Source organism: Arachnia propionica (assembly GCF_037055325.1).
Lineage (GTDB): Bacteria > Actinomycetota > Actinomycetes > Propionibacteriales > Propionibacteriaceae > Arachnia.
Map to the genome: position 1 here is coordinate 2,960,256 of NZ_CP146373.1, position 26,843 is coordinate 2,987,098.

A 26,843-nucleotide genomic window follows, 5' to 3' on the forward strand; every position below is an offset into this window, starting at 1 on the left:
GTTCTTCGTCACGGCAGGGTGTGCAGGCCGGACCTGATCTCGGATTCGAGTTCATCCCGGTTGATTCCGAAAGCCTCCATCGCGTCGTCGAGCTCCGTCCGATTGCCCGAATCGGTGACCATCCGGGTCATGACGAGGACGACATCGCGGAGAGTTTCCCGGTCGCGACGGAGAAGGTCCATCTCTTCCCGGGAAACGATCTCGGCAACAGGTTTTCCGTGACGGGACAGGGTCACCATCCGCCCGGATTCCGCAGAACTGACGAGCCCGGAGATTCCGACGCGGTTCGCATCGGTTATGGAGAACACGCTCACGACGACAATTCGACCTGGAAATCTAACTGGAACAACGAGGCCGAAGGGATCGTGGTCGCCACTCGGCCGCCCAGGAAAGCCCCGCGGACAGACGCCCCCGTCGCAGCCGGATCGGTCACGAGCACGGGAACACGCCCCCGCTCAGAAGGGCACCACCCGGTCGCGCAGACTGACAACCACAGTGACACACCACATTGACAATTGTCACTGTGGATGCGAGTGTGTCACTGTGCCCCTCACGGAACAGAAACTGTCAGAGTTCCTGGATTCGCTCCGCGTTCATCGCGGCGACTCGACCTCGGTGGAGGTCAAACGTGCACGGGGCGGTTTGCCCGGCTCGCTCGACACAACCGTGTGCGCATTTGCGAACATGCCTGAGGGCGGAAGGATCCTGCTTGGAATCGATGAGGCGTCGGGTTTCAGGGTCACTGGAATAGCCAACCCCGCTGAGCTGGCGGCCGCGCTCGTGAACCAAGCACGGACAGCGGTCACCCCAACGCCTCACATTGACACTTACAGTGTCAATGTGGCTGGTGTTCCCGTCCTGGTGGCGGATGTGTCTCCTCTGCCGCTCATGGAACGACCGGCCACGGTTCGGGGGCAGGCCTACCTGCGTCAGGCGGATGGTGATTACACCATGCAGGAACACGAACTTCGCATGCTGAGGGCCAGACAACTTCTCGAACCCCAGTTCCGCGATCATGACAAGCAGGAGGTCCCCGGCCAGACCATCGACGACTTGGTGCCCGCGCTCGTCGAGAAGTACATCACCTCAGTCAGAGCGGGAGATCGAAGGCTGGCGGACAGAACCGACGCAGAAATCCTGCGTCGCACAGGTGTGCTCACCGCATCCGGTGAACCGACGTTGGCGGGTTTCTATGCGCTGGGGGACTATCCACAAGGCCTGATGCCCAGCCTCACCGTGACAGCGGCCGTCCAGTTTCCCACGGGCACCGGGGCACGCAACCGCGACCTACAACACTTCACAGGTCCGATTCCGGCTCTGCTGGAGGACATCATGATCTGGTGTCATCGCAATCTGACCTCAGCCAGGACCTACCGCGAGGACGGGCACATGACCGAACGACCCGAACTCCCCCTGACAGCGGTCCGGGAGCTCGTCGCCAACGCTTTGGTGCATCGCGACCTGGGCCCTGAGAGCGTCGGCATGGGCAAGAGCATTCAGATTCGGATCACTTCCACGGCTCTGATGGTGATCAGCCCTGGGGGGCTCAGGGGCATCTCCCTCAAACAGCTGGAAAGCGATGATCATGCCCAGTCAGCGGTCAATCAGCATCTCTACGCCATCGCCAGACGCCTCAGAACCGAGGACGGGCTTCCGATCATCGAGGGAGAGGGCGGCGGTATTCGTGAGGTATTCCGTGCGGCTGCGCAGGCCGGGTTGCGACCCCCGACACTGATCGACACCGGAGTGCAGTTCAAGGCCATGCTGTGGCGCCCGGAGCCACCCGAAGCGACAGTTCAGACACCACCGGCGGCATCACCGGAGAAAACTCCTGCTCCGAGGAAGACCGGGACCGGATCCCAGAACGAAATCCGGGTGCTGGCGTCGCTGCGTCATCTCGGCGACGCATCGCTCAGGGCCGTTCAGGAAGACACCGGCCTGACCGCCCGGCAGGTGCGATACGCGCTGCGCGGGCTGGTGTCATCTGGTTCGGTGGAGATGGTCGGCAAGCAGGGAGTGCGCGGAACCAGGTACCAGCTCACGGGGGGATCCACCCGGTTGCGCAGCGCTCAATCCCGGAAATCGTCCCCGAAGGGGCAGAAATCGAGTTAAGTGCTGCGAAACCGGGATCCCGCCGCTCAGGTTTGCGTCACCGGCCTGAGGAACTGGAACAGCGGCGCTTTGTCGCCGTCCGGATATAGGATCCGCACTTCCACCCCGTAGACCTCACGGATCAGGTCCTCGGTCAACACGTCCGCCGGACGCCCTAGGCACACCGCCCGGCCCTTGTGCAGGACCAGCACATCGTCGCAGAACGTGGTGGCCAGGTTCAGGTCGTGCAGGGCGACGACCACACCCAGCCCCGTCTCCCTCAAGGTTTTGAGGATGTCCAACTGGTGGGAGATGTCGAGGTGGTTGGTGGGTTCGTCCAGCAGCATGACCTGCCCCTCCTGGGCGAACGCCCGGGCCAGGTGGGCGCGCTGCTGTTCGCCTCCGGAGAGGGTGTGCCAGTCGCGGTTCAAGAGGTGTTCGATGCCGGTGCGGCGGGCGGCGGCCTCCACCACCCTGCGGTCACGGGGACTGGGACCGGCCCAGCGACGGCGGTGCGGGATCCGTCCCAGGTCGATGACGTCGCGCACGGTGACGTCCTGGTCGGTGGTCGCCTTCTGCTGCACCACCGACAGCACCCGCGCGATGTCTCGCGGCGCCCAGTCGCCGTAGGGGCGGTCGTCGAGTTTGACGACGCCCGTGCGCGGCTGGATGGTGCGGGCCAGCATCCCCAGCAGCGTCGATTTTCCCGACCCGTTGGGTCCCAGCAACCCCAGGATGCGACCGGGCATCGCGGGCACGTCGATGCCGTCGACGATGATGGCCGGACCGGCGGCCCACGACAGGTTCTCTGCTTCTATCTTCATCGTTTCCTGGTCCTGGCGAGAATGGTTGCGAAGATGGGCACTCCGACCAGGGCGGTGATCACCCCGACCGGCACCTCCAACGGCGCGAACAACGTCCGGGCGATGGTGTCCGCCCAGAGCAGGAAGATCGCACCCATCAGCGCCGAGACCGGCAGCAGCCCCCGGTGCCGGGAGCCGACGAGCATCCGGGAGATGTGCGGCAGCACGAGACCGACGAAACCGATCGAACCCGACGAGGAGACCACGACCGCAGTCATGAGGGCCGCACATCCCAGCAGCACCACCCGGGTGCGCTGCACGGAAACCCCCAGCGAAACGGCCTCCTTCTCACCGAACATGAACGCATCCATGGAGCTGGCCATGCCTATGGTGAGCACGAGGAAACACCCCAGCACCGCGGCTGTGAGCGCGACCTCCTCCCAGGAGACGTTGGCGAAGGAACCCATCAGCCAGTACAGGATGCCCCGGGTGACATTGGCGTCCGCGCCGATCATGATGATGAACGACGTCAACGCGGAGAACCCCTGGGTCACCGCGATACCCGCCAACACGATCTTGTCGGTGGTGCCACCGGCCAGCCGGGACAGCAGCAGGGTCAGGGCGAAGGCCCCCAACGACCCCACGAACGCACCCGCCGAGAAACTGATGACCCCGCCCCCGAGACCCGCGATCAGCACCAGGACCGCGCCGGTGGAGGCGCCCGAGGAGACACCCAGCAGGTAGGGTTCGGCCAGCGGGTTGCGCAGCAGCGACTGCATGATGACGCCGCACAGGCTCAGCCCAGCACCCGCGACCGCGGCCAGCAGCACACGGGGTAGCCGCAGCTGCCACACCGTCGCGGTGCGCAACGGACTCAGCTCGGGGTCGGGTCCCAACCCCAGTTTGTTCGCAACCACTCCCCAGACCTCGCCGATGTTCAGGTCGGAGGGTCCGAAGGTGATCGCGTAGAGGATGGACACAACCAGCAGAACCAGTCCGATCAGCAGAACCGGTGTCACCGGCAGCCTCCGGCGCCGACCCCGGGTCGTCGCGGATGACGTCACTTGAGCCCGAACTGCTCGATCCCGGCGACCAGCTTCTCGGCCAGGTCGACGGTGCGGATCGACGGGTTCATGTCGCCGCCCGCAACCTTGATGAAACGCTCGTTCTTGACGGCGTCCATCTGGGAGGTGACCGGGTTCGACTTCAGGTATTCGATCTTCGCGTCCGCGGTCTCCGCGGTCTGGGACTTGCGGGTGAGATCACCCATCACGATGATGTCGGGGTTCTTGGCGGCGATGTCCTCCCAGCTGACCTGCGGCCACTCGTCGCGCTGGTCGGAGTAGATGTTGGTGATGCCGAGCTGGTCGCTGATGAACTGGGACGCACCGGAACCACCCGCCAGGTAGGGGGCCTCGGAGTTCGCGAACCAGAACATCACCTTGACGGGCTTGCCGGGTTTCTGTGCGACCGCCTTCTCCAAACGCTGTTTGAGCTGGGCGACGAGCTCCTGGCCCTTCTCCGGCACGCCGTGGATGCGGGAGAGCTCATCGATTTCCTGATACACCTTCTCAATGGTGAAGTTCTCCGCTGGGGCTTCGTTGCCGCTCTTCTTGCCGCACTGGTTCGGCGCCAGGTAGGCGGGCACCCCGAGGGATTCGTACTTCTCGTAGCTGCCCGCGACCTTGTCGGTCAGCGTGCTCGGGAAGGATGCCGTGACGAGGTCCGGTTCCTTGGCGATGACCGCCTCCGAGGTGGGGCCGCCGTCGGAGATCCGCTCCACCTTCGCGTTCTCGCTCTCCAGCGACGACAGCACCGGATCGGTCCAGGTGGCGGTGCCCACCATCGTGTCAGCGATCCCGAGGGAGAGCTGGATCTCGGTGGAGGACTGGTTCAGCGACACCGTCCGTGCGGGCGCCTTCTTGAACGTCAACTGGTGTCCGCAGCTGTCGATGGTGAGGGGGAAACCGGCAGCGGAGGCACCGGAGGACTGGGTGGCGGAGGCGTCGGCAGGCTGGTCCTTGGCCGCGCCCGCGCAGCTGCTCAGCAGCAGAGCCGACAGCAGCGCGAGCGAACAAACGGACTTCTTCACGTGCATCTGGGTGATTCCCTTGGGTTGTGAGATGTTTTGGGGGGTGACGGCAGCCACTGAAAATGGCACACAGGATCTTGTCTCGGGGGCCGTTGCGCGAGGCCCTGAACGGCAGGGCACGGTGGTTCGCGTGCTCATCGCCGATCGGTCTTCGGACTCGGGTTCTGCCACCGGACCGCCTTCTCGGGCAGGTCGCCCAGTGGCTTGATGATCCGGTGTCACCCTCACCGCTGCGCGTCAGTTCCGGATTCGCACCGGATTCCCTGCCCGCGGGCACTCGGCGACGTTAGTAAGGCTAACCTTCCAACCAGTCGCTGTCCACCGCCCACACCCTCGTCGAGACCACCTCTTTGAAGCCGGTTGACCCAGCACGTGAACGCATCTTCGCCGAAGCCGGAAATCAACTACCCGGTCTAACCAGTACCGGACAGTCCGTCGGTGACATATTCGGACCCAGCGATTCCTTCAACCATCAACGACCCTCACGCACCAGCCGCATCGCGTTGACAAGCACTGTTGTCATATCCCTATGACACCATCCAGATCTAGGCACGATCGTCAAAAAATTCCGACTGAAATCCCGTCCGGCGAGGTTGACACAGGAAACCAGAGCAGGTATCTTGAAACAAACATCTCAAGGCTAACTGCGCCACAGCCTGTGATGCAGAGGTCGCAGGGCTTGTTCATCACCAGCACGGCTGAATCGATAGACATTCATTAACCGATCAGCGGTCGCAAACAAACCTCATCACACAGACGTCGGGCAAACCGTCTCGCCCGACTCCTCAGAGGATGTTCTCATGAAAAAACAATTCTCACACTTCTCGCAGTCGCAGCTCTGTTCTGCTGCGCAGCCCCAATGGCTCAGGCCAGAAGTTCCTCCAGAACCGTCTCCTTCAACTCCTCGGTGAGCCTGACGGGTAATGTTTGGATCCAGTCCCTTTCCGATTCAGGAGGGTGTGGAAATTACGCCACATCCGTCGTGTCCAACCGGGTTCTGCGGTCGGTGACCAACAAGACAGTGGCACAACCCTACGGCGTCGGCGTATCAGCCTGGGGACTGACCGTTTCAGGACCAGACGGCAGCACGTCCACCACATGGACCAACTCCAATCGCCGCGGCTCCTACCTCTCAGGTAATGTCTGCATGAGCTGGAGCACCTTCTACCTGTCCATGACGGTCAATGGGACCGGCAACTACAATGGCGCGGTGCGAACCGTTTCTGCCCAGGTGTGAATCCTATGAGACGCCGGCTTGGTGTGGTGACCAAGGCCCTCGGTGCAGGCGCGGGATTGACTCTCGCTCTGAGCGCCTGCGGGCTCAATTCCAGCCAACCCACACCTGATAGATACATGACTGCGGAACTCGCAACAACGATCACTGTTTCCGTGGCGGAGAACGGGCTGGTTTCACGTGGCTTGAAAGGCGGAAGACAAACCCCGGATCTCAGAGCCACCAGCGTCCTCCACCAAGCCGGCATCCCCAACCTTCCCGCTGCCCACCCAGAGGGTTTGGAAAGCGTGTGCGAAACGTACGCCGACTCCATTCCTCCTCAGCAGCTCGCCGACGAGGTGAGCCACATCTTCCCAGACGATAAGTTCGGTCGTGCGATCGCCAAACTGAACTGTGCGTCTTTGTCGCCTCCCAGCCGGGAACCCGGAATGCCGAGCGATCCACAACACTACGTGGTGCTGGCCGCCACGTGGACGAGGCTTCCAGGAGTTGAGCCCGAGGACCTCTCTGAGGACCAAGTTCGAGCCGCTCTTCAAGAGCTCTCCCCCGAGCAAGGGAAAACACCTTGGATCCACTGGAACTGCAAAATTATATCTGAGGCCATCAACGCTCAGAATTTATGCAATTCCCTCCCCTCTCTGAACCCTGTTACAAAGGTCTCCTCAACGGAGGAGCTAATGGATTTGAGAGCCCAGATAGAACTGGGCCTTGAAACTAGCGATGAACTCGTGAAGACAACCATGGAAATCGCAGTTCAGGACGCACTCGACGCGGAACAGATACTGCGAATATCAAGACTCAAGGGACGCGAGAGTACCCAGCTCCAGTCATGGCTAGAGCAAGAGGTCAATAGCATGAATTCCCACGGGTTGGTGGCAGTTGATTCGCATTCCTTGGGGACTTTGGGGCAGACCCACATCGCATTCTGCATGATGAAGGAGCGAACCAAGGAGATCTTCAACGACAAAACCGAGACCTCCATGGATGAGGTCGTGAATCTTGCCACCACAACCTCCCAGTTTGACGGACTTAGCGCACGCCTGATGCGGGCCGTAATATTGCGTTCCGCAAACAAACTGGACGACGCCGAACGCTCGGATGTACTCAAACACTATGCGGAAATTACCGCATCCGGCTGTCCCTCTGGCAGGGTGCGCTCCTGCCTCATGACCGCAGACGCTGCACTCCAGCTGGACGACCATGCTTCACCACTAAGAATTGCCGTCCCGCAGAATCTCCCCGACGGGGCAGTGGGCGATACACTCGTTTATCGTGTTCTCGGTATGAAATGGGGTGTCGCCAACGTGGACGAGTGGGTGGCAACCGCCAAGGCCCGGGGGATCGACCCCCTCAGCGACGTGGCGGATGCCGAACACTCCACAAGTCTTCGGATCTGGGCGGCCTCAGCACGTGGCGCAATGCATCCCGATCTCTCCACGCAACAGGAGGAAGACACCAAGGAGAGATTGCAGGGACTTACCACCTGTGACAATGTTGAACGTTTGGCGATGGCGGATCAGGACAGCCCCGAGAAATGCAGCCTCGATTCAACCTTCGCCTACTATCTGAGCTCTGTTTGGGGAATTAAATGACGACCAGAATCGCGTGTCACGGCATCACGAAGTCGTATGGCGAAAACGTCGTGCTCAAGGATCTCGATTTCTGGGTCGACGCCGGCGAATTGGTGACGCTCGTATCGCCGTCCGGCGGTGGGAAGACCACCTTGTTGAACATCCTGGGAGGCTTGACCACGGCGGATCAGGGTGTCGTCGAGGTGGCGGGGCAGGACCTCAGCCGGTTGGACGAGGACGGCCGGGCCGGCCTCAGGCGTCACGCGATCGGCATCGTCCACCAGTCGAGTTACCTGTTTCCCTGGCTCTCGGTGAACGAGAACCTGGAGATCGCTCCCGGCTCCCGCGCTCCCGCTCCGTGGCTCGCGGAGGTCAGGAGAAACCTGGGGATCGATGAATTCCACGACACCGAGATCAACAAGCTCTCCGGCGGGCAGCGACGCCGGGTGTGCATCCTGAGGGCCCTGCAGATGGAGGCGGAGGTCCTGTTGCTGGACGAACCGACCACGGGCCTCGACGACCACCTGGCTTCCTGCGTTCGGCGGGCGTTGCGGGATCTGGCTGACCGGGGCTGCGCGGTCGTCGTCGCGACCCACGAGGAGGCCATCTCAGCGGCGGCGGATCGTGCGATTGCTCTCCGAGGAAGGAGAACCATCCTATGAGCGCCTTCGCCCTGGTCAGACGCAGCCTGGCCAGGACCGTGCGGCGGCACAGGTTGATCGCGGTGCTGGTGTTGCTCCTGGTGTTGGCAACGGTTGTCCTGTCCTGGCTGGCCCGAGGGGCCACCCACGGCACATCCCGAGGATTAACGGAAAGCCTCGGAGCCAAGGAGATCGAGGTCATCCAGGGCTACAGCGGGCCGAACAGTCCACCGTTGAACACGAACGCGGTCACACAACTGGGGAAACTGGACGGTGTGGAGCACGTGTTCCCGTCGGGCATATCAGGAATCGACCCGCCCGCGAACATCGCCGACTCCGAAGACGGCGCAGGGCCGTGGTGGTTGATGCCCCGCAACCCGTTCGACGACCGAATGAAAGACGCCCACAGCAATCCCGCCACTTTCCCGGAACCCGGTCAGATGCTGGTACCCGGAAAACACGAAAACCTGGTGGGAAAGACGATCGAGGTCAACGTCACGCGGGCGGTCAGTTCCACCAGCGGAACGGGCGAGGCGAAACACTTCACGGTGATCGGCACCTACGACCCGGAAACCATCCAGGGAGAGCCCCCGGAGGCGGTGTTCATCAACTCCTCCCAGTTCAACGAGATCCAAGCGGCAGCACTGCCACCAGACACGCCTGGCTACAGCTCCATCTACCTCTACGTCGGAGACGTGAACGATGTCGCGAAGGTGCAGAAGTCGGTGGAGGACCTGGGCTACGGCACCCGCAGCGCCATCGGCTCCGGGATCCAGCTCGACAGGGCCCAACAGGGACTCGCGGTGGCCTCCGTGCTGGTGCTTTTCGTCACCGTCCTCGGGGCACTTTTCGCGGGCACATACGTGGCGGGGGCGTGGATGACATCGCGCATCGAGGAGATCGGGTTGTTCAGGTCCCTGGGATGGACGCGACGGGCGATCGTGAGGTTCTACCTGCTGGAAGCCCTCATCTTCGCGCTGTGCGTCTCGGCCATCGGGGTGCTCCTGGGCGTCGGGGTAGTCACGGCACTGGCTGCACTGCCGTCCCTGCTGACGTCGGTGGCCGGCTTCAGCATGGATCCCGGGGCGCTGCTGGCCCAGGCCTGGGTGGTCGCGGTACCACTGATCGCCGTGCCGCTCGGTTTCATCGCCGGCGCGGGTCGCAGAGCCGCCACACTGCTGCGCGTCGACACGGACACGCTCCTGCGTCAGATCTGACACAACCCGCAGCTGAGTCGAAACCACCTCGACACCTGGTAGGCAGATCCGACCGAGTCTTGACCCTAGTGGTGTGGCGTTCATGAACCGTCCTGGGTTTGGTTCCGATCTAGTTGAAGGAGAATTGGAACATGCCTAAGAAGTACAGTCCAGAGTTGCGTGAGTGCGCGGTCCGATTGGTTCTGGAACGTCAAGTGGTCGAGGGAGGTCCGCGTTCGCGTTCGATCCGGGTCATCGCCCCGCAGGTCGGCGTTGGCGAGGAGACCTTGCGGTTGTAGTGCAACCGATACGGCCCCGAGGCAGAACCCACGCCTGTGGCCGAGTCCTTGGAGGAACAGAACACGCGCCTCAAGCGCGAGCTTGCCGAAGCCCGCCGCGCCAATGAGATCCTCAAGGCTGCGTCGGCTATTTTCGCCAGACAACTCGACCGCCCCACGACGAGATGATCCGGTTCATCGACGAACACCGTGACCGTTTCGGGATCGAGGCCATCTGCCGTACTCTGCGTGCGACCACGTGTGGGTTCATCACCTCCCGCGCCTATCGGGCCACCAAGACCCGCCCCGCCTCGGTGCGGGCCCTACGAGACGAGGTCCTGCTACCTGAGATCAAACGGATCCACCAGGAGAACTACAGCGTCTACAGGGTACGGAAGATGCACCACGCGATGCTGCGTTCCGGCTGGCAGATCGGTCGTGACCAGCTCGCCCGCCTGATGAGGATCGCCGGCCTCCAGGGCGTACGCCGCGACCGGAAACCACGTACCACACACCCTGCCGAACACCCCGATACCCGCCTCGATCTCGTCGAACGCCAGTTCACCGCCGAACGCCCGAACCAGCTGTGGGTTGCCGACATCACCTACGTGCATGTCCTGACGAGATTGATGCTTATTCATAGGGGTGTTTTGGTTTCCCTAACTGACGCTTTATCCGAGGGGGACGTGAAGGCGGCTTGCCCGATCTGAGACAATTCAAAGTGTTCTACTACAAAGACTCTCAGATGAAAGACAAGCCGCTGCCATGAATACTACCACAAGCCTTGACCGCGACCAGATCCTCAACCTGTGCGAACTGATCCACACATCCCATTCCGGAAACCTATCCGGCAGCAGGATCCCGTGCCCTAGGCTTGTTCCGCTGTATCCAAATCACTGTGTTAACACTCAGACACAACCTCACCCAAGAGTTACTGGCCGACATCCACACAGTTTCCCAAGCCACCATCTCGAGGGTGATTACGGTTTACACTCCCTTGATCGCCGAGGCCCTCCAAGCCTGGGTGCCCGGCACGGGGGACCTCGACCCAGACCGCCAGTACATCATCGACGGTACTCTGGCGCCCTGCTGGTCATGGCACGACCGTCCCGAACTGTACTCAGGCAAACACCACACCACAGGAGTGAACCTGCAAGTGGCCTGCACCCTGACCGGACAGCTCGCCTGGATCTCCCCACCCCTGCCAGGTAGCGTGCATGATGCAAAGGCCATCACAGAATCCGGATTCCTCACAACCCTCAATGGTCACAATCATATCGGGGACAAGGGCTACATCGGATTGGGAATGATCACCCCCGCCCGGAAACCCGCCCATGGTGAACTCACCGACACCGATAAAAGAAACAACACGACCATCAACCGCGTCCGCTACCTCATCGAACGTGTCATCGCGAACCTCAAAACCTGGCGTGTTCTACACACCGATTACCGTCGCCCTTACAACACCTTCGAAACCACAATACAAGCCGTCACCGGACTCATCTTCGCCTACACCCCATGAATAAGCCTCATTGTGTTACATCGCGTTCATCACCTACGAAATAGTAGACCCCGAACCGACGGCACCATCAAGGTGGGACAGTTTGATCTCGGCGATAAACTCACCCTCAAACTCAAGAACGAACAACTCGTCACCGAATTCATCAAGAAAGAAGCATAATGATCAGACCTGCCCCGCAGGATTTCATCACATGGACCAACACGCTCCTACAGTTTCCATGGCCCATCCAAGTCAACGATCTCACTCCCTAGATAGGGTCGTGCAGTGTACGGTTGTGGGAAGCGACATGCATGCGCGAAGATGCGGGAAAACCACCGGTTGCGCTCTGTTGGTCCGGCGCAGTTAAGCCGGACCAACAGAGCGCAGATGTCTCAGCCCCGGTCAAGGGGATCCATCAGCATCAGGGGACTTCCCAGTATTCGATGGTACCGGCCGTCACTCCGTTTTGAACGACCTTCACTGCGAGATCGGGGAAGAACTTTCCTGCATCCGGGTCACCTGGATGGCACACGCCATCCGATTCGCCGACCGGTTTGGCCCACACATATGCGTCAGCATGGGCACCGGTGGTATTGCTCGTCGGCCGCGTTCCCACGGCGGCGGTCGGGTTGTTGCAGGTCAGGAACTTCCCGCCTGGGTTGGAGTCGCCCTGAAGGGCAACACCATTGCGGCTGGTGTCGACTACGTAGTGCTTTCCGGCAACGCCCTTCGCTTCGAGGGTCTTGACAAACTGTTCGGCCCACGCCTCTTCGACAGGGGTCGTGCCGGACGAGGAGACGTTCATGGCGAAACCGCGCATGTACTTGATGCCTCCATCGATCACGGCATCTGCAGCCGCCTCCTGATCGAGCTGACCGGAACCGGCATGGATGTAGAGGGCGGCGTTGGGGTTGTTGTCCTGGAACTTCTGCCCGACATAGGTGAGCAGCGGGGCCCGCTCTTTGCGGATCTCCGCTTTGCCGCAGTAGCCGATCGCGTCGGGTTCCACGATCACCATGACGGTCTGGTCGCCAACCATGGCCGAAACCCGGTCGATCCACGCCTTGTAACTCTCAGCGTTGTTGTGACCACCGGCCGAGAGAGAGCCGCAGTCGCGTTGGGGAATGCCGTACAGGGCGATCTGGGCAACCTGGTTGGCTGCCTTGGCCTTGTCCAGCGTGTTCTCCAGTCGTGTGTCTGCATCTGATGACACACCGTCATACCACACCACGCTGGGGGTGTAACCGATGTTGTAGAAGGCGCGTTTTTTCACCGGGTCAGTCTCGGAGCTGTACGCCCAGTAGGCCGCGGTACTGGTCGGCAGATAAGGGGTGCCGGTCGCTGCGGCGGGCTTCCCGTCGCTGGGGGCAGCCGGTGTGCTGGGCACATTCCATCGAATGGCTGCATTGCCCCCCACTGCGCCGGTCGTCGTTGAGGTGTTCGCGCCGTCGGTCGAGTTGACCGTGAAACGGCCTTGGTCGACGCCGTTGACCCTCACTTGGACATCGGGGTCTGCACCATCGCTGAGAGTTGCTTTCGCAGTCACGCTGAGGGTGGGGGCGGCAGTTGCGGTCGGGGTGAAGACCGGCAGCGCCATGGATACCATTGAGGAGCCAACCACCGCAACGGCAAGACTGGTTTTTCTGAGGTGTGAAACAGTCATGATGCCATCATGCCTCACGAAGGGTTCATGAAAGTTACTCGATGGAGTGCTACATGTTTCGTGGACAGTGACGAAAAACAGGTTTAATCGAGCATGTGAGGTAAAATCTGTATCGTGTCCGCATCAAAGGTTCAGCGAAGAGTTCAAACAGCAGGTCGTGTTGGAGGTCATTGAGAAGTCCCGCACGATCAGCGATGTGGCAAAGTCCTACGGTCTGGTCCCGCAAACCGTGAGGATGCTGGGTGAATAAGTGGAGGAAAATCCATTCCGGTATTGAGGGTGAGGAAATGACGGCGACCCAGCTTGCCGAGTACAAGAAAATCAAAGCCGAGCTGCGTGAGGCCCGGACGGGGGATCGATTTCTTGAAAAAAGCGGCGGCCTTCTTCACGCAGGAGTCCCGGTAAAAGCACGATACGCGTACATCCACCGCGAAGAAGGCAACTACCCAACCCGTTTGATGTGCCACTGTCTGGAGGTGTCACATTCAGGCTATTACGCCTGGCGCAACAGGGGCATGTCAGACATCCCACAAAGCGCCGCAGAGGAACTCGCCATTTTTGTGACGTATTTCTTCAACGACTCCAAACAAACCCACCTGTTATAGACGGGTCCACAAAGCCTTGGAATGCGGGTGGTGTTGCGACCAGTCCGGAGACGGTGCGCCGGCTCATGCAGCCTGGAGGGTCTGGTGGCGTGTCAGCCCCGCCCCAAGGCCCACAACTACCGTGCCTGCCGCCGACCTGGCAGGGCGTCTCGACCTGATCGAAAGGAACTTCACAGCAGATGCACCAGTTCCGGAAACTGGTGGGTGACATCACCCATATGCTTCTCGCCCGGGAAGGATTCGTGTACCCGGCAGGCTGTGACGGGGCTGCCTACTCGAAAAGAATTGTTGGCTACGCCATAGCAGGGACACATGCGAACCGAATTGGTCCAAAAAGCTCTGCAAAATTGGCGGCTCGGAACTGCCAGCCCATCAAGGGTGTGACGATTTTTCATGTCGAGTCTAGGGATCGCAGTACACGTCCGCTGACTACACCGCCACCATGAACAAGTATGACCTCCTCGCATCGGCAGGAAGAACCGGCGTGTGCTACGACAACGCAGCAGCAGAGTCATTCAACGCCACCCGCGCAGGAAAGAACTCGTCAACCAGCAGGATCTACCACACCAGAAGAAAAGCAATCAAAGAGGTGACATCGTGGATTGAACACTGACTGCGATCAGACCAGACTTCATTCCGCGATCGGGTACCGCACCCCGAACGAAGTCCATCAGGAATGGAGGAAAACCAAAACGGCAGCCTAAACCATAATCCAAGTTTTTCACTACCATCCACAAAACCTATAGCAGTCCACACAGCCTGAATCACACGGACCTTTCACGTGAAGCAAACGTCAATCATTCCCGGACCTATTGACATGAGGCAAGACGTACATCGGGACGCGGTGACGAAGATGCCGCCAATATGCATCGTGACATCAAGTGCCGTGAGGAATTCGGATTCCGTGAGGGCCTTCGCATCATGAACACCACCCGCTGACGGTTCGAGGGCTCCAGACGATGTGCCCGGTCAGGATACGGGATCCTACTTCCGGACAGGTTTCCGGAACAAGCGGTGCGGCTCAGTTCGCACAAGTCATCGGGCCTGGTCACGGTCAAGATGTATGGCGGTGCTCGAACTCGACTGACGACTGGTATCCCAGTGACGAGTGTGGTCGAGGCTTCTTGTGGACCACCTCGATCCAGCGGGCAACCTCAGTGCGGGTTTCGGCTCGGGTACATCCACCACCTGTAGAGCCTCTCGTAAGGTGATTGGCCGATAGTTACTACTGCCGGATGGTGTCGGCGGGGTAGCGTGGTGAGAACAAAATTTCACCGAGACCTGTCGCACGGCATTTCGCATCGCAATTCCGGTTTAACAGGGGATCTGAGTGGATCTGCTTTGTGGTGCTGGTTGAAGCAAGGATGCGACAACGTGGAAGTGCTGATTTTCTCGAGGGGATGCGGCTGTGGATCTCAGGGGTGGGTGGTGCGCCATTGAACTCGTGCGTGTGCTGAACCCGTGGGGAAAGGTCGTTGACTTCCGTTTCGTGGGTAGGCCTCAAGAAGAGAGGATGAGGAGATTCCGGTGAGGTTCAAGAAGATGTTGGCGACGACGGCTCTTGTTGCGACGATGTCGTGTGGGCAGGCGATGCTTCCTGCTTCGGCCGTCACTGTTCCCGAGGATGCGTCGGTTCCGAGTCTTGTGCAGGAAGATGTCGATCTCCAGGCTGTGGAGGCTGAGGTTACAACCATTTTTGAACGCTATCTTCAACAGGATTCTGAGGGCAGGTGGAGCGTTAATGTAGAGGCCGTCCGGCAGGACGGGGCACCTGAGGCTGAACTGCAACGTATCGCGGAAAGGTTCAATGTCCCGATCGGGAAGTATGTGTTCCCGGGTTCGGAGGACAAGGGAACAAGTGGGAAGGGAGCAAGCCCCCAGCACCAATTCGGCAGCGGGGAGTGGGGCAAATGCGTACTCAACATCGCGGTTCCCGGCGCAGGAACCATGCTCATCGACGGGGCTATCAGGGGTCTTCTAGCAAGGGCGAAGTATGCTCAAGTGGCCTCTTGGCTCCTGCGCGTGGTTGGCCGGTCGGCAATTCGGGGTGGCGCAATCGGCTTGGTGGCTTCGCTTGCCGCGGCAGCAGCCTGGTGTTCTACGTCGGTTGCATCATGAAACAATCCGGTCTGTCAACAAGGGAACTGCGACAACGGCACTTCCCACAGGTTGTCATCTTCATTATCTGCATGGTATTTCTCCTGGCCACCATCATGACGGCAATCTCGTGGATCACGATTCCGCGTGCGACAATCATGGCATCCGTGCTCATCGTAGGACTGACTGCCGCGATGGCATACAAGACTTTTGTAGCGCAAAACATCGCATATAGCACAAATTTCACTATCGTTTGCTCTCTGATCTTGATGGCTGGTATCGCTGGAGCACAATGGGGAACAGAAAAATTTATGCCCGCACTTATCGCTACGCTCACAGTTTCTGCCATTATGACCATTCGCCAGGCCAGATCCACATCCTCTCGGATTCGACCCTGACGCTCTGCCTCTCGGCCTGATGGTCTCGTCAAAGCTTCTCGCTCACAAGATCAGCGAATCATTGCTCTAGAGGCCTATCCATGGAGTGGTGGCGGACGGGACACCTGAGCCCGACAGCAGCGTATTACGAAAAGGTTCAACGAGGCTTATTTAACAGACAGCGCGCCGGCCAGGAAAATCCCCAGTAAGCGCACGCTCAAAGAGAGCTGTGAACAAGCCTCGCTGAAGCTATCAGACCATATCCAAGACCATCAACGTCTAAGATTTAGGTGATCCTCTTCCTCGCCCTGACCCCTTTCACACAAATCTCCCCCACGAAGGAGCCGATGGGTCTGCGGGCCCAACTCAAGATAGAGATCAAAACCGACGACGACCTTGCGAAGACGGCTACGGAAAATTCTCTTGAAGACGCCCTTGCCGCGGAGAAGATGTTGTGGATATCAAAGCACACTGAGCGCGAGAGTTCACAGTTGCAGCCTTGGTTGAATATAGATCAGCCGCATGAACACACACGAAATGGCTGCCGCTGAAACGCAGCCCATCGGAGCCTTGGGGCAGACCCACATCGCATTCTGCATGATGAAGGAGCGAACCAAGGAGATCTTCAACGACAAAACCGAGACCTCCATGGATGAGGTCGTGAATCTTGCCACCACAACCTCCCAGTTTGACGGACTTAGCGCACGCCTGATGCGGGCCGTAATATTGCGTTCCGCAAACAAACTGGACGACGCCGAACGCTCGGATGTACTCAAACACTATGCGGAAATTACCGCATCCGGCTGTCCCTCTGGCAGGGTGCGCTCCTGCCTCATGACCGCAGACGCTGCACTCCAGCTGGACGACCATGCTTCACCACTAAGAATTGCCGTCCCGCAGAATCTCCCCGACGGGGCAGTGGGCGATACACTCGTTTATCGTGTTCTCGGTATGAAATGGGGTGTCGCCAACGTGGACGAGTGGGTGGCAACCGCCAAGGCCCGGGGGATCGACCCCCTCAGCGACGTGGCGGATGCCGAACACTCCACAAGTCTTCGGATCTGGGCGGCCTCAGCACGTGGCGCAATGCATCCCGATCTCTCCACGCAACAGGAGGAAGACACCAAGGAGAGATTGCAGGGACTTACCACCTGTGACAATGTTGAACGTTTGGCGATGGCGGATCAGGACAGCCCCGAGAAATGCAGCCTCGATTCAACCTTCGCCTACTATCTGAGCTCTGTTTGGGGAATTAAATGACGACCAGAATCGCGTGTCACGGCATCACGAAGTCGTATGGCGAAAACGTCGTGCTCAAGGATCTCGATTTCTGGGTCGACGCCGGCGAATTGGTGACGCTCGTATCGCCGTCCGGCGGTGGGAAGACCACCTTGTTGAACATCCTGGGAGGCTTGACCACGGCGGATCAGGGTGTCGTCGAGGTGGCGGGGCAGGACCTCAGCCGGTTGGACGAGGACGGCCGGGCCGGCCTCAGGCGTCACGCGATCGGCATCGTCCACCAGTCGAGTTACCTGTTTCCCTGGCTCTCGGTGAACGAGAACCTGGAGATCGCTCCCGGCTCCCGCGCTCCCGCTCCGTGGCTCGCGGAGGTCAGGAGAAACCTGGGGATCGATGAATTCCACGACACCGAGATCAACAAGCTCTCCGGCGGGCAGCGACGCCGGGTGTGCATCCTGAGGGCCCTGCAGATGGAGGCGGAGGTCCTGTTGCTGGACGAACCGACCACGGGCCTCGACGACCACCTGGCTTCCTGCGTTCGGCGGGCGTTGCGGGATCTGGCTGACCGGGGCTGCGCGGTCGTCGTCGCGACCCACGAGGAGGCCATCTCAGCGGCGGCGGATCGTGCGATTGCTCTCCGAGGAAGGAGAACCATCCTATGAGCGCCTTCGCCCTGGTCAGACGCAGCCTGGCCAGGACCGTGCGGCGGCACAGGTTGATCGCGGTGCTGGTGTTGCTCCTGGTGTTGGCAACGGTTGTCCTGTCCTGGCTGGCCCGAGGGGCCACCCACGGCACATCCCGAGGATTAACGGAAAGCCTCGGAGCCAAGGAGATCGAGGTCATCCAGGGCTACAGCGGGCCGAACAGTCCACCGTTGAACACGAACGCGGTCACACAACTGGGGAAACTGGACGGTGTGGAGCACGTGTTCCCGTCGGGCATATCAGGAATCGACCCGCCCGCGAACATCGCCGACTCCGAAGACGGCGCAGGGCCGTGGTGGTTGATGCCCCGCAACCCGTTCGACGACCGAATGAAAGACGCCCACAGCAATCCCGCCACTTTCCCGGAACCCGGTCAGATGCTGGTACCCGGAAAACACGAAAACCTGGTGGGAAAGACGATCGAGGTCAACGTCACGCGGGCGGTCAGTTCCACCAGCGGAACGGGCGAGGCGAAACACTTCACGGTGATCGGCACCTACGACCCGGAAACCATCCAGGGAGAGCCCCCGGAGGCGGTGTTCATCAACTCCTCCCAGTTCAACGAGATCCAAGCGGCAGCACTGCCACCAGACACGCCTGGCTACAGCTCCATCTACCTCTACGTCGGAGACGTGAACGATGTCGCGAAGGTGCAGAAGTCGGTGGAGGACCTGGGCTACGGCACCCGCAGCGCCATCGGCTCCGGGATCCAGCTCGACAGGGCCCAACAGGGACTCGCGGTGGCCTCCGTGCTGGTGCTTTTCGTCACCGTCCTCGGGGCACTTTTCGCGGGCACATACGTGGCGGGGGCGTGGATGACATCGCGCATCGAGGAGATCGGGTTGTTCAGGTCCCTGGGATGGACGCGACGGGCGATCGTGAGGTTCTACCTGCTGGAAGCCCTCATCTTCGCGCTGTGCGTCTCGGCCATCGGGGTGCTCCTGGGCGTCGGGGTAGTCACGGCACTGGCTGCACTGCCGTCCCTGCTGACGTCGGTGGCCGGCTTCAGCATGGATCCCGGGGCGCTGCTGGCCCAGGCCTGGGTGGTCGCGGTACCACTGATCGCCGTGCCGCTCGGTTTCATCGCCGGCGCGGGTCGCAGAGCCGCCACACTGCTGCGCGTCGACACGGACACGCTCCTGCGTCAGATCTGACACACGGCCCCGGACACCCTCGCCATGGTTTCGGACCCGGGCTGCTCCTCGCAGCCCGGGTCAATCAGCACACGGGGGCGGGAAGCGGCCCCTAACGCCGCCTCCCCGTGCCGAACAGGCCCCGGACGATCTCCCGGGTGACGGTGCGGATCACCTGCATGATGCCGCGACTGGCGATCCGTTCCACCGCTGAGGTGCGACCGCGACCCGATCCCGACGACCGTCCCTCCGAGCGTTCCGCCTGACGCTGTCCCTTCTCCTCCTGGGCGCGACGTTCGGCCTCGGCCTTTTCCGCCTCGGCGCGCTGCCGTTCCTCCTCAGCTGCCTTCGCGCCGGCCTCCAGTTTCGCGGTGAGGATCTCGTAGGCCGACTCGCGGTCGATGGCCTGCCCGTACTTCGCCATCAGCGGCGAGGCCGCCACCGCCTGCTGCATCGCGGCGGCGTCGGTGGGTTGCATCGACGTCTCGGGAGCCCACAACCGGGTCCAGGCGACGGGGGTAGGTGAGCCCTTGGGGTTCATGACGGTGACGATCGCCTCGCCGATCCCGAGGCCCTGCAGCACCTCCTCCAGGTCGTAGCCCGACTTCGGGTAAGTCGACACCGTCGCCTTCAACGCCTTGGCGTCGTTGGGGGTGTGGGCGCGCAGCTGGTGCTGCACGCGGCTGCCGAGCTGCGCCAGGACATCCTCGGGCACGTCCTTAGGGGTCTGGGTGACGAAGAACACCCCCACCCCCTTGGAGCGGATCAGCCTCACGGTCTGGGTGATGGAATCGAGGAAGGCCTTGGAGGCACCCTTGAACAGCAAGTGCGCCTCGTCGAAGAAAAACACCAGTTTCGGTTTGTCGGCGTCGCCGATCTCGGGAAGAGAACCGAACAGGTCGGCCAGCAGCCACATCAGGAAGGTGGAGAACATCTCGGGTCGCGAGGCCAGGTCGGGCAGCTCCAGCAACGAGACGACCCCGCGTCCGTCAGCGGCGACGCGCAACAGCTCCGAGGGTTCAAACTCGGGTTCCCCAAAGAACACGTCACCGCCCTGCTCGGAAAGGCCGACGAGGTTACGCAGGATCACCCCTGCCGTGGCAGCCGAGACCCCACCGATCTCCTTCAACTCGTCCTTGCCGTCGTCGGAGGTGAGGAATTTCAGCAGCGCGACGAGGTCCTTGAGGTCGAGCAGCGGCAGGCCGTTGTTGTCGGCGTAGTAGAACACCAGCCCGAGGGAGCTCTCCTGCACCTCGTTGAGTCCCAGTACCTTCGACAGCAGGATCGGGCCGAACGACGAGATCGTCGCCCGCACCGGAATGCCGGTGCCCTGCCCGCCGAGCGCCAGGAACTCGCAGGGCGCGGCCTTCGGTTCCCACGGCTGCCCCTGCGCCTCGACCCGCGCGGCCAGTTTCTCGCTCGTCGCCCCAGGAGAGGCCATACCGGACAGGTCGCCCTTGATGTCGGCGGCGAAGACGGGCACACCCGCTTTGCTGAGGGCCTCGGCCATCAGCTGGAGGGTCTTGGTCTTGCCGGTGCCCGTGGCCCCGGCGACGAGCCCGTGCCGGTTGAACATCGCCAGCGGAATGCGGATGGGGGCCTCGACGACGGGGGCGCCATCCATCAGCACACCCAGCTGCACCGCCTCACCGTCGAACCCGTATCCGGCCTGAATCGTTGCCACCAGTTCTTCACTCACCCCCCTAGGGAAGCACTGATCGGCACCGTTCCCGGCCAGGACACCCCGGGCGGGATGCGAGGACACTCCAACGCGGGGCGTTTCGTCGCCGCGACCCGCCTGGTGGCGAGAAGTTTCCTGTCCCACGTGACCTGTTGATCGACACCCCACACAGGAGGGTGTTGCCCGGGTTATATGCCGGTGGGCCGATTGGCACGATGATGGCTAAACTGACCGGTGTGATCTTCAAGCGTGTCGGCGACTCCCGCCCCTACCCGGACCATGGCTACGTCCAGAAGCAGTGGGCAGCCATCGCTCCGCATCAGGTGCGGCTGGATGAGCTGGTCACGACAAAACGCACCCTCGACCTCGAGGCCCTGCTGGAGGAGGACTCGACCTTCTACGGCGACCTGTTCGCCCACGTCGTCTCCTGGGGCGGCGACCTGTACCTGGAGGACGGTCTCCACCGCGCTCTGCGCGCCGCGCTGCAGCAACGCCAGACAATGCACGCCCGCGTGCTGGAACTCTCGTGAGAGCCTGAATCGTGCGCGTCTTCCGACTCCTCGCCACCCCGGCCCTGTTAATCGGTCTGCTCATCTTCCTGATCTGGGGGGCGAACCTGGGATGGAACGCCTTGACCGCGCCGCTCCCCACCCCGCCGCCGACCCCGTGCGTCACCCAACAGGTGAGCACACTCACACCGAATCAGGTCACGGTCCTGGTCTACAACGGCGGCTTCACCAGCGGCCTGGGCTCGAAAGTCTCACAGGCGTTGAAGACGGCGGGATTCGAGGTGGCGAAGACCACCAACACCAAGGAACGCGTCACGAAAACCATCATCCGCAGTGGTGAAAACAACACCGACGCGGCGAAACTGGTCGCAAGCTATCTGAATGACGCCACCGTGGAGACCGACTCCCGGATCAACGGCACCGTCGACGTTCTGGTCGGCTCCGATTTCACAGGTCTGACGGAATCCGGACTGACCGAGGTTCCGGTCGAATCCGGCACCATCTGCCTGGCCCCGAGCCCGTCTCCCTCCGCGCTGCCCAGCTGAAAACCCGTCTCCGCGGCACTCCACTCCACGGTGCGAGGCGATGGACTGTCGGGTATGTCACGCCACAGCAGGAAGCAATCCCTGAGTGTTCATAGTTCCCGCCACACGCACACAAGCGGTTTCATGATGCGACGAGGTACTTCACAGACCGTGTGCTGTTCGACGACCCCCAGCCGGAACGGGCCACTCAGTCGTCGGCCCATCCGGCGTCGTGCACCTTGATCGCGACCTGGACGCGGTTTGTCAGACCGAGCTTGTCGAAGATCTGCGTCACGACACCCTTGACAGTGGCGAGGCTGAGATAGTGCCGGGCCGAGATCTCGGCATTTGTCATCCCCCGCCCGATCGCGATCGCGACCTCTTTCTCCCGGGTATTCAGGACAGCCAGCTCCGCCCGCGCATCCTCCCGACGGGGATCACCCCGATACCGGGTCGCGGCCGCGATGACCTGGGACACCACGCTGGGCGAGAGGGTGTGCTCCCCCGCCGCGACCTGTTTGATGGCCTCCAGCATCCGGTCCGGCGGGGTGTCCTTGAGCAGAAAGCCCGCGGCCCCGGCCGCCAGGGCCCGCAGCACCGCGTCGTCGGAGTCGAAGGTGGTCAAGATCACCACCCGCGGCGCGTCCTTGTGGGCCATGAGCTCCTCGGTCGCCGTCAGCCCGTCCTTGCCTGGCATGCGGATGTCCATGAGCAGCACGTCGGGTCGGTGTTCGGCCACCAGGGCCGCCGCCTCGGAGCCGTCGCCGCCCTCGCCGACGAAATCGACCCCTTCGTGTCCCCCGAGCATCAGCTTGAGACCGGCCCGCACCAGGGGATCGTCGTCGATCAGCACCACCCTCACCATGGCATCCACGCCTCCAATTGAAAAACTTCGTCCCGAATTCCGTGCTCGATCCAGCCGCCAACGAGGCCCGTCCGCTCGGCCAGCCCGAGTAGACCATAGCCGCCTCCGGGGACGGCGGCGCCGCGTCCGTTCACCAGGTTGCGTAGTTCGATCCGCAACCCGGAGTCGGGGTCGCCGCTGAGCCGCACCTCAACCTTGGTCCCCGGCGCGTGCTTGCGGGCATTGGTGAGCCCCTCCTGCACGATCCGGTAGGCGTGGCGGCTCACCGCGGGCGAGAGCCCCTCCAGGGCCACGCCGCTGAACTCGATCCGCAGCCCGGCAGCCCGGTTGTCGGCAATGAGGCCCGGCAGGTCGGCGAGGGTGGGCTGCGGCCGGTCCCCGTCCTGCCCCCGCAGCGACCCGAGGACGCCCCGCAACTCGGTCAGCGCCAGGTTGGCGTTCTCCCGGATGGTCTCGGCGATCTCGTGGGTCTGCCCGGGATTGAGGTCGTCCCGGTAGGCCAGCGCCCCGGAGTACATGCTGACCAGCGAGATCCGGTGGGCCAGCACGTCGTGCATCTCCCGGGCGATGCGCTGGCGTTCGGCGGCCTGCCCCTGGGCGACCCGCAGCTGCTGCTCCCGTTCGGCCTGCTCCACCTGGGCCCGCATCGAAGCGATCAACTCCCGACGGGCCCCGGTGTACATGCCGATCGCCACCAGCACCACCGTGTAGAGCAGCAACACCCCGCCGCTGACGATCAGAGGCCACGGCACCTGCAGCGGTGCGTCGCCCACCCGCAGGTCCGTGACCGCGGGCAGCCCCAGACCCCGCCGAACCGGGTCGGACAAGATTTGGAACCCGATGAAGACGGCCCCGGCCGGGAGGATCTCCTTCCACCGCCGCCGGGTACACAGGCTGGCGACCCCCCAGGACGAAAAGCCGCCCAGCGTGACCGTGACCGAGCTCAGCACGCTCAGCGACACCACCACCAGCATCGGGGCCCGCCTCCGGAACCGGATCAGCACCACGGCGGCGATCACACCGAGGAGCTCGAGGACCAGGAAGTTGTGGAAGGCCGGGGGCAGCTCCCGGGACAGGTCCTGACCCACCAGGGGGGCGGCGAACGACGGCAGCACCCAGCCGAGAGCCAGCAGGTAGCGCCAGATCAACGCCCACGCGCCGAGTCGGTATTCGGAGGTCACGGCTTCACCCTAGGCAATGCCCCGTGGCTGTTCCGCCCATCGAAAGTCGAAACCTCGCCGACTTCAGTCGCCACAACACCAGACCTTCACCCGTGGCGCCAGCCCAGCTGGCCCGGGTTGGCTGAAGCCATGATCACCTTCCGAAACCTCACCAAACGCTATGGCGACGTCCTCGCCGTCGACGACATCAGTTTCACTGTCGAGGCGGGAAGCATCACCGGTTTCCTCGGCCCCAACGGCGCCGGCAAATCCACCGCCATGCGGTGCCTCACCGGGCTCGCCTTCCCCACCGAGGGCGAGGCCCTGATCGACGGGCGCCGCTACCGTGACATCCCCAACCCGAGCGCCCAGGTCGGTGTCCTGCTGGACGCCTCCGCCCAGCATCCCGGACGCACCGGACGCGAAACGATCCGGACCGCGGCCACCGCCATGGGGGTACCCCGGTCCCGGGTGGACGAGGTCATCGAACTCGCCGGGCTCACCGCCGCGGAGGCCCGTAAACGGGTCGGCGCCTACTCGCTGGGAATGAGGCAGCGCCTCGGCATCGCCCAGGCCTTCCTCGGTTCGCCCCGGGTGCTGATCCTGGACGAACCAGCCAACGGCCTCGACCCCCAGGGCATCCACTGGATGCGCACCGTGCTGCGGCGCTTCGCCGACGCCGGTGGCGCCGTCCTGCTCAGCTCCCACCTGCTCCACGAAGTGCAGCAGATCGCCGACCGCATCGTCATGATCGGCCACGGCAGGATCCTCACGGAGGGCAGCATCGACGACCTGACCGCCGACGGCGCCAACCTCGAAACCACCTTCCTCAACCTCACCACCACCACCGCTCGCGAAGGAATCTTCGTATGACCGCCATCACAGTCCCCACCCGGGTTCGCTTCAGCAACCTCGTCAAGGCAGAGTCCCGCAAATATGTGAACACCCGGGCGGCACTCGTGCTCTCGATCTTCACGGCCGCGGTCCTGGCCCTGGCCACCATCGGAGCCATCGCCGCCTACCCCGACCTGATCAAGGCCGCCACCGGAACCGACCTCCTGTTCCTTCCGCTGGCCGTGACCTCGATACTCACCGCCGTCATCGTCATCTTGCCGGTCACCTCCGAATGGGCCCAGCGTGGGGCCCTGACCACCTTCGTGGTCGAACCCCGCCGGGAACGCGTCGTCGCGGCGAAGGCCCTCGTCTCGCTCGGGGTGGCCCTCGCGGTGTGGATGGCCTGCCAGCTGTCGTGGGTGGTGTTCAACGCCGCCGGTGCCGCGGTACACGGCCTTGAGGCCTCCTGGGAGTTCCACTGGGCGCGCTGGTTCGAGTTCATCGGGGCCTTCCTGCTCGACGTGACCGTGGCCTTCACCCTGGCGTTGCTGCTGCGCAACACCGCCCTGACGGTCGCGATCTTCATGGCCGGCCCCATCATGCTGGAGACGCTGGGGCTGTTCGGCGAGATCCCGGCGAAGGTCGCCTCCTGGCTCAAGACCCCCGGGGTGAGCCTGCAAAAAATCTTCTCGGCACAAGCGGGCGGACAGACCCCGGATGCAACACTGTGGGGTCAGTTCACCGTGGGCGCCGTCGTCTGGATCGTCGTCCCGCTCGCCATCGGGCTGTGGCTGAACCACCGCGCCGAAGCGAAATAGTCCCCATCCCCGCAGCGGGTGGTCCCGGGCCGGTACCCGGGACCACCTGTTTTCGCGTCGGTGCGCTCTACCGGGGCGGGCATGGAATTGTCCGGCTTCTCACAGTCGAGATCAATACGCCGCCGTAACCACACCGACGGGACCAACCCATCAGGTGATTGCTCACCGGGATGGGTCCTCACCCACGTGCGCCCGGCCGGCACAGGGGACCTCGAGGATTTTCCTGGCTGACGGCGTAGCGTCGTCCGGCCCCAGAAGCGATAAGCAGCCGCGTGGAGGCCTCAGAGAAGAGAGGCGGAAGACGTCCCCCAGCGACTCGGACGGGATCTGGGTCGGAATCACCGAGACACCCACCCTCCAGCGCCGATGGTACTCTTAAATCATGAGTACCACATTCGAGCTTCGCGTGGGAGATCGGGGCAGGGTGGTGCTGCCCGCGGCACTCAGGGAAAGACTGGGCCTGCGACAGGGGGACGTGCTCTCGGTCACCCTGGAGGGCGGCCAACTCGTCGCGTCCACACCCCGCGCGGCCTTGGAACGGGTGCGGGCACGGATCCGCGGAACCGGGGTCGTCGAGGAACTCCTTGAGGACCGCCGTCGGCAGACCGAAGCCGAGCAGTGATGGTGGTCCTGGACGCCTCGGCTCTGCTGGCCTGGTTCGGCGGCGAACCGGGCGCCGATCAGGTCGAACAACACATGCCCTGCTGCTGCAGCACCGCGAACTGGGCCGAGGTCGTCCAGAAACTGACTGCCCGAGGAGTCGGGCTGGGCGACATCCGTTCGGCGGTCTCACTGCTGGGGCTGGTCCTCGAACCCGTGACCACCGAGGACGCCGAAACAGCCGCAACGCTGTGGCAGGACCACCCCACGCTGAGCCTGGGAGACCAGCTCTGCCTCGCCCTCGGCCACCGCCTCGCCGTCCCGGTCCTGACCGCCGACCGCGCCTGGGGCAACCAGCCTCCGATCATCCAGATCCGCTGACCCGGCCAAGCGAGGTCACTAGGTATTGCTCACCGAGACAAGAGCGCTTTTCGGACTTGGGCGTGGGGTGGGGGTGAGGCTGGTGGTGAGCGTGCCTGTGGGATGAGGAAGGGTCGAGGTCCTGGCCGTGGCCACCATCGCCTACCTCGTCCTGACCAAGGCCGTCGCCTGGATCAGGACCCCCGGGTGAGCCGCCATTCTCTCGGCACAAACAGGCGCAGACCCCGAAGGCAACACTGTGGGGTC

Annotated in this window: 31 protein-coding genes and 1 riboswitch; of the genes, 23 read left to right on the forward strand and 8 right to left on the reverse strand. The window is 62.5% G+C overall.

Features of this window, described 5'->3' with window-relative positions:
- Window positions 1–8 precede the first annotated feature (8 nt).
- A complete protein-coding gene (locus V7R84_RS13650; RefSeq protein ID WP_338569954.1) occupies window positions 9–314 on the reverse strand; it encodes a type II toxin-antitoxin system prevent-host-death family antitoxin in 306 nt (101 codons plus the stop codon).
- Between V7R84_RS13650 and V7R84_RS13655 the strand changes: the two genes are divergently transcribed.
- A complete protein-coding gene (locus V7R84_RS13655; RefSeq protein ID WP_338569957.1) occupies window positions 298–2,112 on the forward strand; it encodes an ATP-binding protein in 1,815 nt (604 codons plus the stop codon). The genes V7R84_RS13650 and V7R84_RS13655 overlap by 17 nt on opposite strands.
- A gap of 26 nt (window positions 2,113–2,138) precedes the next feature.
- On the opposite strand, the gene V7R84_RS13660 is transcribed toward V7R84_RS13655, so the two are convergent.
- Genes V7R84_RS13660 through V7R84_RS13670 form a run of 3 tightly spaced genes read right to left on the reverse strand, consistent with a single transcriptional unit; the run spans window position 2,139 to window position 4,992 of the window.
- Complete coding sequence (locus tag V7R84_RS13660; RefSeq protein WP_338569960.1) at window positions 2,139–2,915, reverse strand: ABC transporter ATP-binding protein; 777 nt, start codon at window positions 2,913–2,915, stop codon at window positions 2,139–2,141.
- Complete coding sequence (locus tag V7R84_RS13665) at window positions 2,912–3,913, reverse strand: FecCD family ABC transporter permease (RefSeq protein ID WP_338569963.1); 1,002 nt, start codon at window positions 3,911–3,913, stop codon at window positions 2,912–2,914. Before V7R84_RS13665 ends, V7R84_RS13660 begins: the two co-directional genes overlap by 4 nt.
- Before the next feature lie 41 nt (window positions 3,914–3,954).
- Entirely contained in the window at window positions 3,955–4,992 is a 1,038-nt protein-coding gene (locus V7R84_RS13670; RefSeq protein WP_338573913.1) for an ABC transporter substrate-binding protein, read from the reverse strand.
- A gap of 118 nt (window positions 4,993–5,110) precedes the next feature.
- Window positions 5,111–5,283, reverse strand: a riboswitch (cobalamin riboswitch).
- Between the two features lie 709 nt (window positions 5,284–5,992).
- On the opposite strand from V7R84_RS13670, the gene V7R84_RS13675 reads away from it, so the two are divergent.
- The 8 genes from V7R84_RS13675 (at window position 5,993) to V7R84_RS13710 (ending at window position 11,428) form a co-directional block, all read left to right on the forward strand.
- The gene (locus tag V7R84_RS13675) at window positions 5,993–6,223 is read left to right on the forward strand and encodes a hypothetical protein (protein WP_338569965.1); all 231 of its coding nucleotides are present in this window, start codon (window positions 5,993–5,995) and stop codon (window positions 6,221–6,223) included.
- Window positions 6,224–6,339: 116 nt separating this feature from the next.
- Window positions 6,340–7,812, forward strand: a complete 1,473-nt coding sequence (locus V7R84_RS13680) for a hypothetical protein (protein WP_338569968.1) — start codon at window positions 6,340–6,342, stop codon at window positions 7,810–7,812.
- Window positions 7,809–8,453, forward strand: coding sequence for an ABC transporter ATP-binding protein (locus V7R84_RS13685; protein WP_338569971.1), 645 nt, complete (start codon window positions 7,809–7,811; stop codon window positions 8,451–8,453). The genes V7R84_RS13680 and V7R84_RS13685 overlap by 4 nt, the downstream gene beginning before the upstream one ends.
- Complete coding sequence (locus V7R84_RS13690; protein WP_338569973.1) at window positions 8,450–9,649, forward strand: ABC transporter permease; 1,200 nt, start codon at window positions 8,450–8,452, stop codon at window positions 9,647–9,649. Before V7R84_RS13685 ends, V7R84_RS13690 begins: the two co-directional genes overlap by 4 nt.
- 131 nt (window positions 9,650–9,780) lie before the next feature.
- On the forward strand, window positions 9,781–9,927 hold the full coding sequence (locus tag V7R84_RS13695) for a hypothetical protein (protein ID WP_338569975.1): 147 nt from the start codon (window positions 9,781–9,783) through the stop codon (window positions 9,925–9,927).
- Between the two features lie 36 nt (window positions 9,928–9,963).
- Window positions 9,964–10,095 (forward strand): hypothetical protein, encoded by a 132-nt coding sequence (locus V7R84_RS13700; RefSeq protein ID WP_338569976.1) that lies wholly within the window; start codon window positions 9,964–9,966, stop codon window positions 10,093–10,095.
- A complete protein-coding gene (locus V7R84_RS13705) occupies window positions 10,092–10,616 on the forward strand; it encodes an IS3 family transposase (protein WP_338569977.1) in 525 nt (174 codons plus the stop codon). The genes V7R84_RS13700 and V7R84_RS13705 overlap by 4 nt, the downstream gene beginning before the upstream one ends.
- A 188-nt stretch (window positions 10,617–10,804) precedes the next feature.
- Entirely contained in the window at window positions 10,805–11,428 is a 624-nt protein-coding gene (locus tag V7R84_RS13710; protein ID WP_338569979.1) for a transposase family protein, read from the forward strand.
- A 400-nt stretch (window positions 11,429–11,828) separates the two neighbouring features.
- Here V7R84_RS13710 and V7R84_RS13715 read toward each other — a convergent pair whose 3' ends face one another.
- Entirely contained in the window at window positions 11,829–13,070 is a 1,242-nt protein-coding gene (locus V7R84_RS13715) for a glycoside hydrolase family 6 protein (protein WP_338569982.1), read from the reverse strand.
- A gap of 67 nt (window positions 13,071–13,137) precedes the next feature.
- On the opposite strand from V7R84_RS13715, the gene V7R84_RS15520 reads away from it, so the two are divergent.
- From V7R84_RS15520 to V7R84_RS13750, 8 genes are all read left to right on the forward strand, one after another.
- Window positions 13,138–13,320 (forward strand): transposase, encoded by a 183-nt coding sequence (locus tag V7R84_RS15520; RefSeq protein WP_412728063.1) that lies wholly within the window; start codon window positions 13,138–13,140, stop codon window positions 13,318–13,320.
- Window positions 13,313–13,675, forward strand: a complete 363-nt coding sequence (locus tag V7R84_RS13720) for a hypothetical protein (RefSeq protein ID WP_338569983.1) — start codon at window positions 13,313–13,315, stop codon at window positions 13,673–13,675. Before V7R84_RS15520 ends, V7R84_RS13720 begins: the two co-directional genes overlap by 8 nt.
- A gap of 442 nt (window positions 13,676–14,117) precedes the next feature.
- Window positions 14,118–14,288 (forward strand): hypothetical protein, encoded by a 171-nt coding sequence (locus tag V7R84_RS13725; protein ID WP_338569984.1) that lies wholly within the window; start codon window positions 14,118–14,120, stop codon window positions 14,286–14,288.
- Between the two features lie 914 nt (window positions 14,289–15,202).
- On the forward strand, window positions 15,203–15,793 hold the full coding sequence (locus V7R84_RS13730) for a hypothetical protein (protein WP_338569986.1): 591 nt from the start codon (window positions 15,203–15,205) through the stop codon (window positions 15,791–15,793).
- Between the two features lie 71 nt (window positions 15,794–15,864).
- Window positions 15,865–16,170, forward strand: a complete 306-nt coding sequence (locus tag V7R84_RS13735) for a hypothetical protein (RefSeq protein ID WP_338569988.1) — start codon at window positions 15,865–15,867, stop codon at window positions 16,168–16,170.
- Between the two features lie 501 nt (window positions 16,171–16,671).
- Window positions 16,672–17,409, forward strand: a complete 738-nt coding sequence (locus V7R84_RS13740; RefSeq protein WP_338569990.1) for a hypothetical protein — start codon at window positions 16,672–16,674, stop codon at window positions 17,407–17,409.
- Complete coding sequence (locus tag V7R84_RS13745) at window positions 17,406–18,050, forward strand: ABC transporter ATP-binding protein (RefSeq protein WP_338569971.1); 645 nt, start codon at window positions 17,406–17,408, stop codon at window positions 18,048–18,050. The genes V7R84_RS13740 and V7R84_RS13745 overlap by 4 nt, the downstream gene beginning before the upstream one ends.
- Entirely contained in the window at window positions 18,047–19,246 is a 1,200-nt protein-coding gene (locus V7R84_RS13750) for an ABC transporter permease (protein ID WP_338569973.1), read from the forward strand. The genes V7R84_RS13745 and V7R84_RS13750 overlap by 4 nt, the downstream gene beginning before the upstream one ends.
- Window positions 19,247–19,337: 91 nt before the next feature.
- Here V7R84_RS13750 and V7R84_RS13755 read toward each other — a convergent pair whose 3' ends face one another.
- A complete protein-coding gene (locus V7R84_RS13755) occupies window positions 19,338–20,924 on the reverse strand; it encodes a helicase HerA-like domain-containing protein (protein ID WP_338569992.1) in 1,587 nt (528 codons plus the stop codon).
- 218 nt (window positions 20,925–21,142) lie between these two features.
- On the opposite strand from V7R84_RS13755, the gene V7R84_RS13760 reads away from it, so the two are divergent.
- On the forward strand, window positions 21,143–21,436 hold the full coding sequence (locus tag V7R84_RS13760) for a type II toxin-antitoxin system VapB family antitoxin (protein WP_338569995.1): 294 nt from the start codon (window positions 21,143–21,145) through the stop codon (window positions 21,434–21,436).
- Between the two features lie 11 nt (window positions 21,437–21,447).
- Window positions 21,448–21,960 carry a LytR C-terminal domain-containing protein gene (locus V7R84_RS13765; protein WP_338569997.1) on the forward strand — a complete coding sequence of 171 codons (513 nt, stop codon included), beginning with the start codon at window positions 21,448–21,450 and terminating at the stop codon, window positions 21,958–21,960.
- A 187-nt stretch (window positions 21,961–22,147) separates the two neighbouring features.
- On the opposite strand, the gene V7R84_RS13770 is transcribed toward V7R84_RS13765, so the two are convergent.
- Together V7R84_RS13770 and V7R84_RS13775 are read right to left on the reverse strand one after the other, a co-directional pair.
- Window positions 22,148–22,804: a response regulator transcription factor gene (locus tag V7R84_RS13770; RefSeq protein WP_338573916.1), complete on the reverse strand. Its 657-nt coding sequence runs from the start codon at window positions 22,802–22,804 to the stop codon at window positions 22,148–22,150.
- On the reverse strand, window positions 22,798–23,985 hold the full coding sequence (locus V7R84_RS13775) for a sensor histidine kinase (RefSeq protein ID WP_338570000.1): 1,188 nt from the start codon (window positions 23,983–23,985) through the stop codon (window positions 22,798–22,800). Before V7R84_RS13775 ends, V7R84_RS13770 begins: the two co-directional genes overlap by 7 nt.
- 129 nt (window positions 23,986–24,114) lie before the next feature.
- Between V7R84_RS13775 and V7R84_RS13780 the strand changes: the two genes are divergently transcribed.
- From V7R84_RS13780 to V7R84_RS13795, 4 genes are all read left to right on the forward strand, one after another.
- Window positions 24,115–24,837 carry an ABC transporter ATP-binding protein gene (locus tag V7R84_RS13780; protein WP_126379746.1) on the forward strand — a complete coding sequence of 241 codons (723 nt, stop codon included), beginning with the start codon at window positions 24,115–24,117 and terminating at the stop codon, window positions 24,835–24,837.
- Entirely contained in the window at window positions 24,834–25,616 is a 783-nt protein-coding gene (locus V7R84_RS13785) for a hypothetical protein (protein ID WP_338570006.1), read from the forward strand. The genes V7R84_RS13780 and V7R84_RS13785 overlap by 4 nt, the downstream gene beginning before the upstream one ends.
- 382 nt (window positions 25,617–25,998) lie before the next feature.
- Complete coding sequence (locus tag V7R84_RS13790; RefSeq protein ID WP_338570007.1) at window positions 25,999–26,238, forward strand: AbrB/MazE/SpoVT family DNA-binding domain-containing protein; 240 nt, start codon at window positions 25,999–26,001, stop codon at window positions 26,236–26,238.
- Window positions 26,238–26,597: a type II toxin-antitoxin system VapC family toxin gene (locus V7R84_RS13795; protein ID WP_338570009.1), complete on the forward strand. Its 360-nt coding sequence runs from the start codon at window positions 26,238–26,240 to the stop codon at window positions 26,595–26,597. The genes V7R84_RS13790 and V7R84_RS13795 overlap by 1 nt, the downstream gene beginning before the upstream one ends.
- Window positions 26,598–26,843: the final 246 nt, after the last annotated feature.

Coding starts and splice junctions, on each gene's coding strand:
- V7R84_RS13785 (WP_338570006.1), top strand. CDS start 24,834: ATGACCGCCATCACAGTCCCCACCCGGGTTCGCTTCAGCAACCTCGTC.
- V7R84_RS13740 (WP_338569990.1), top strand. CDS start 16,672: ATGAACACACACGAAATGGCTGCCGCTGAAACGCAGCCCATCGGAGCC.
- V7R84_RS13705 (WP_338569977.1), top strand. CDS start 10,092: ATGATCCGGTTCATCGACGAACACCGTGACCGTTTCGGGATCGAGGCC.
- V7R84_RS13685 (WP_338569971.1), top strand. CDS start 7,809: ATGACGACCAGAATCGCGTGTCACGGCATCACGAAGTCGTATGGCGAA.
- V7R84_RS13670 (WP_338573913.1), bottom strand. CDS start 4,992: ATGCACGTGAAGAAGTCCGTTTGTTCGCTCGCGCTGCTGTCGGCTCTG.
- V7R84_RS13745 (WP_338569971.1), top strand. CDS start 17,406: ATGACGACCAGAATCGCGTGTCACGGCATCACGAAGTCGTATGGCGAA.
- V7R84_RS13690 (WP_338569973.1), top strand. CDS start 8,450: ATGAGCGCCTTCGCCCTGGTCAGACGCAGCCTGGCCAGGACCGTGCGG.
- V7R84_RS13715 (WP_338569982.1), bottom strand. CDS start 13,070: ATGACTGTTTCACACCTCAGAAAAACCAGTCTTGCCGTTGCGGTGGTT.
- V7R84_RS13695 (WP_338569975.1), top strand. CDS start 9,781: ATGCCTAAGAAGTACAGTCCAGAGTTGCGTGAGTGCGCGGTCCGATTG.
- V7R84_RS13735 (WP_338569988.1), top strand. CDS start 15,865: ATGGTATTTCTCCTGGCCACCATCATGACGGCAATCTCGTGGATCACG.
- V7R84_RS13680 (WP_338569968.1), top strand. CDS start 6,340: ATGACTGCGGAACTCGCAACAACGATCACTGTTTCCGTGGCGGAGAAC.
- V7R84_RS13725 (WP_338569984.1), top strand. CDS start 14,118: ATGAACAAGTATGACCTCCTCGCATCGGCAGGAAGAACCGGCGTGTGC.
- V7R84_RS13770 (WP_338573916.1), bottom strand. CDS start 22,804: ATGGTGAGGGTGGTGCTGATCGACGACGATCCCCTGGTGCGGGCCGGT.
- V7R84_RS13780 (WP_126379746.1), top strand. CDS start 24,115: ATGATCACCTTCCGAAACCTCACCAAACGCTATGGCGACGTCCTCGCC.
- V7R84_RS13750 (WP_338569973.1), top strand. CDS start 18,047: ATGAGCGCCTTCGCCCTGGTCAGACGCAGCCTGGCCAGGACCGTGCGG.
- V7R84_RS13660 (WP_338569960.1), bottom strand. CDS start 2,915: ATGAAGATAGAAGCAGAGAACCTGTCGTGGGCCGCCGGTCCGGCCATC.
- V7R84_RS13655 (WP_338569957.1), top strand. CDS start 298: ATGGAGAACACGCTCACGACGACAATTCGACCTGGAAATCTAACTGGA.
- V7R84_RS13795 (WP_338570009.1), top strand. CDS start 26,238: ATGGTGGTCCTGGACGCCTCGGCTCTGCTGGCCTGGTTCGGCGGCGAA.
- V7R84_RS13790 (WP_338570007.1), top strand. CDS start 25,999: ATGAGTACCACATTCGAGCTTCGCGTGGGAGATCGGGGCAGGGTGGTG.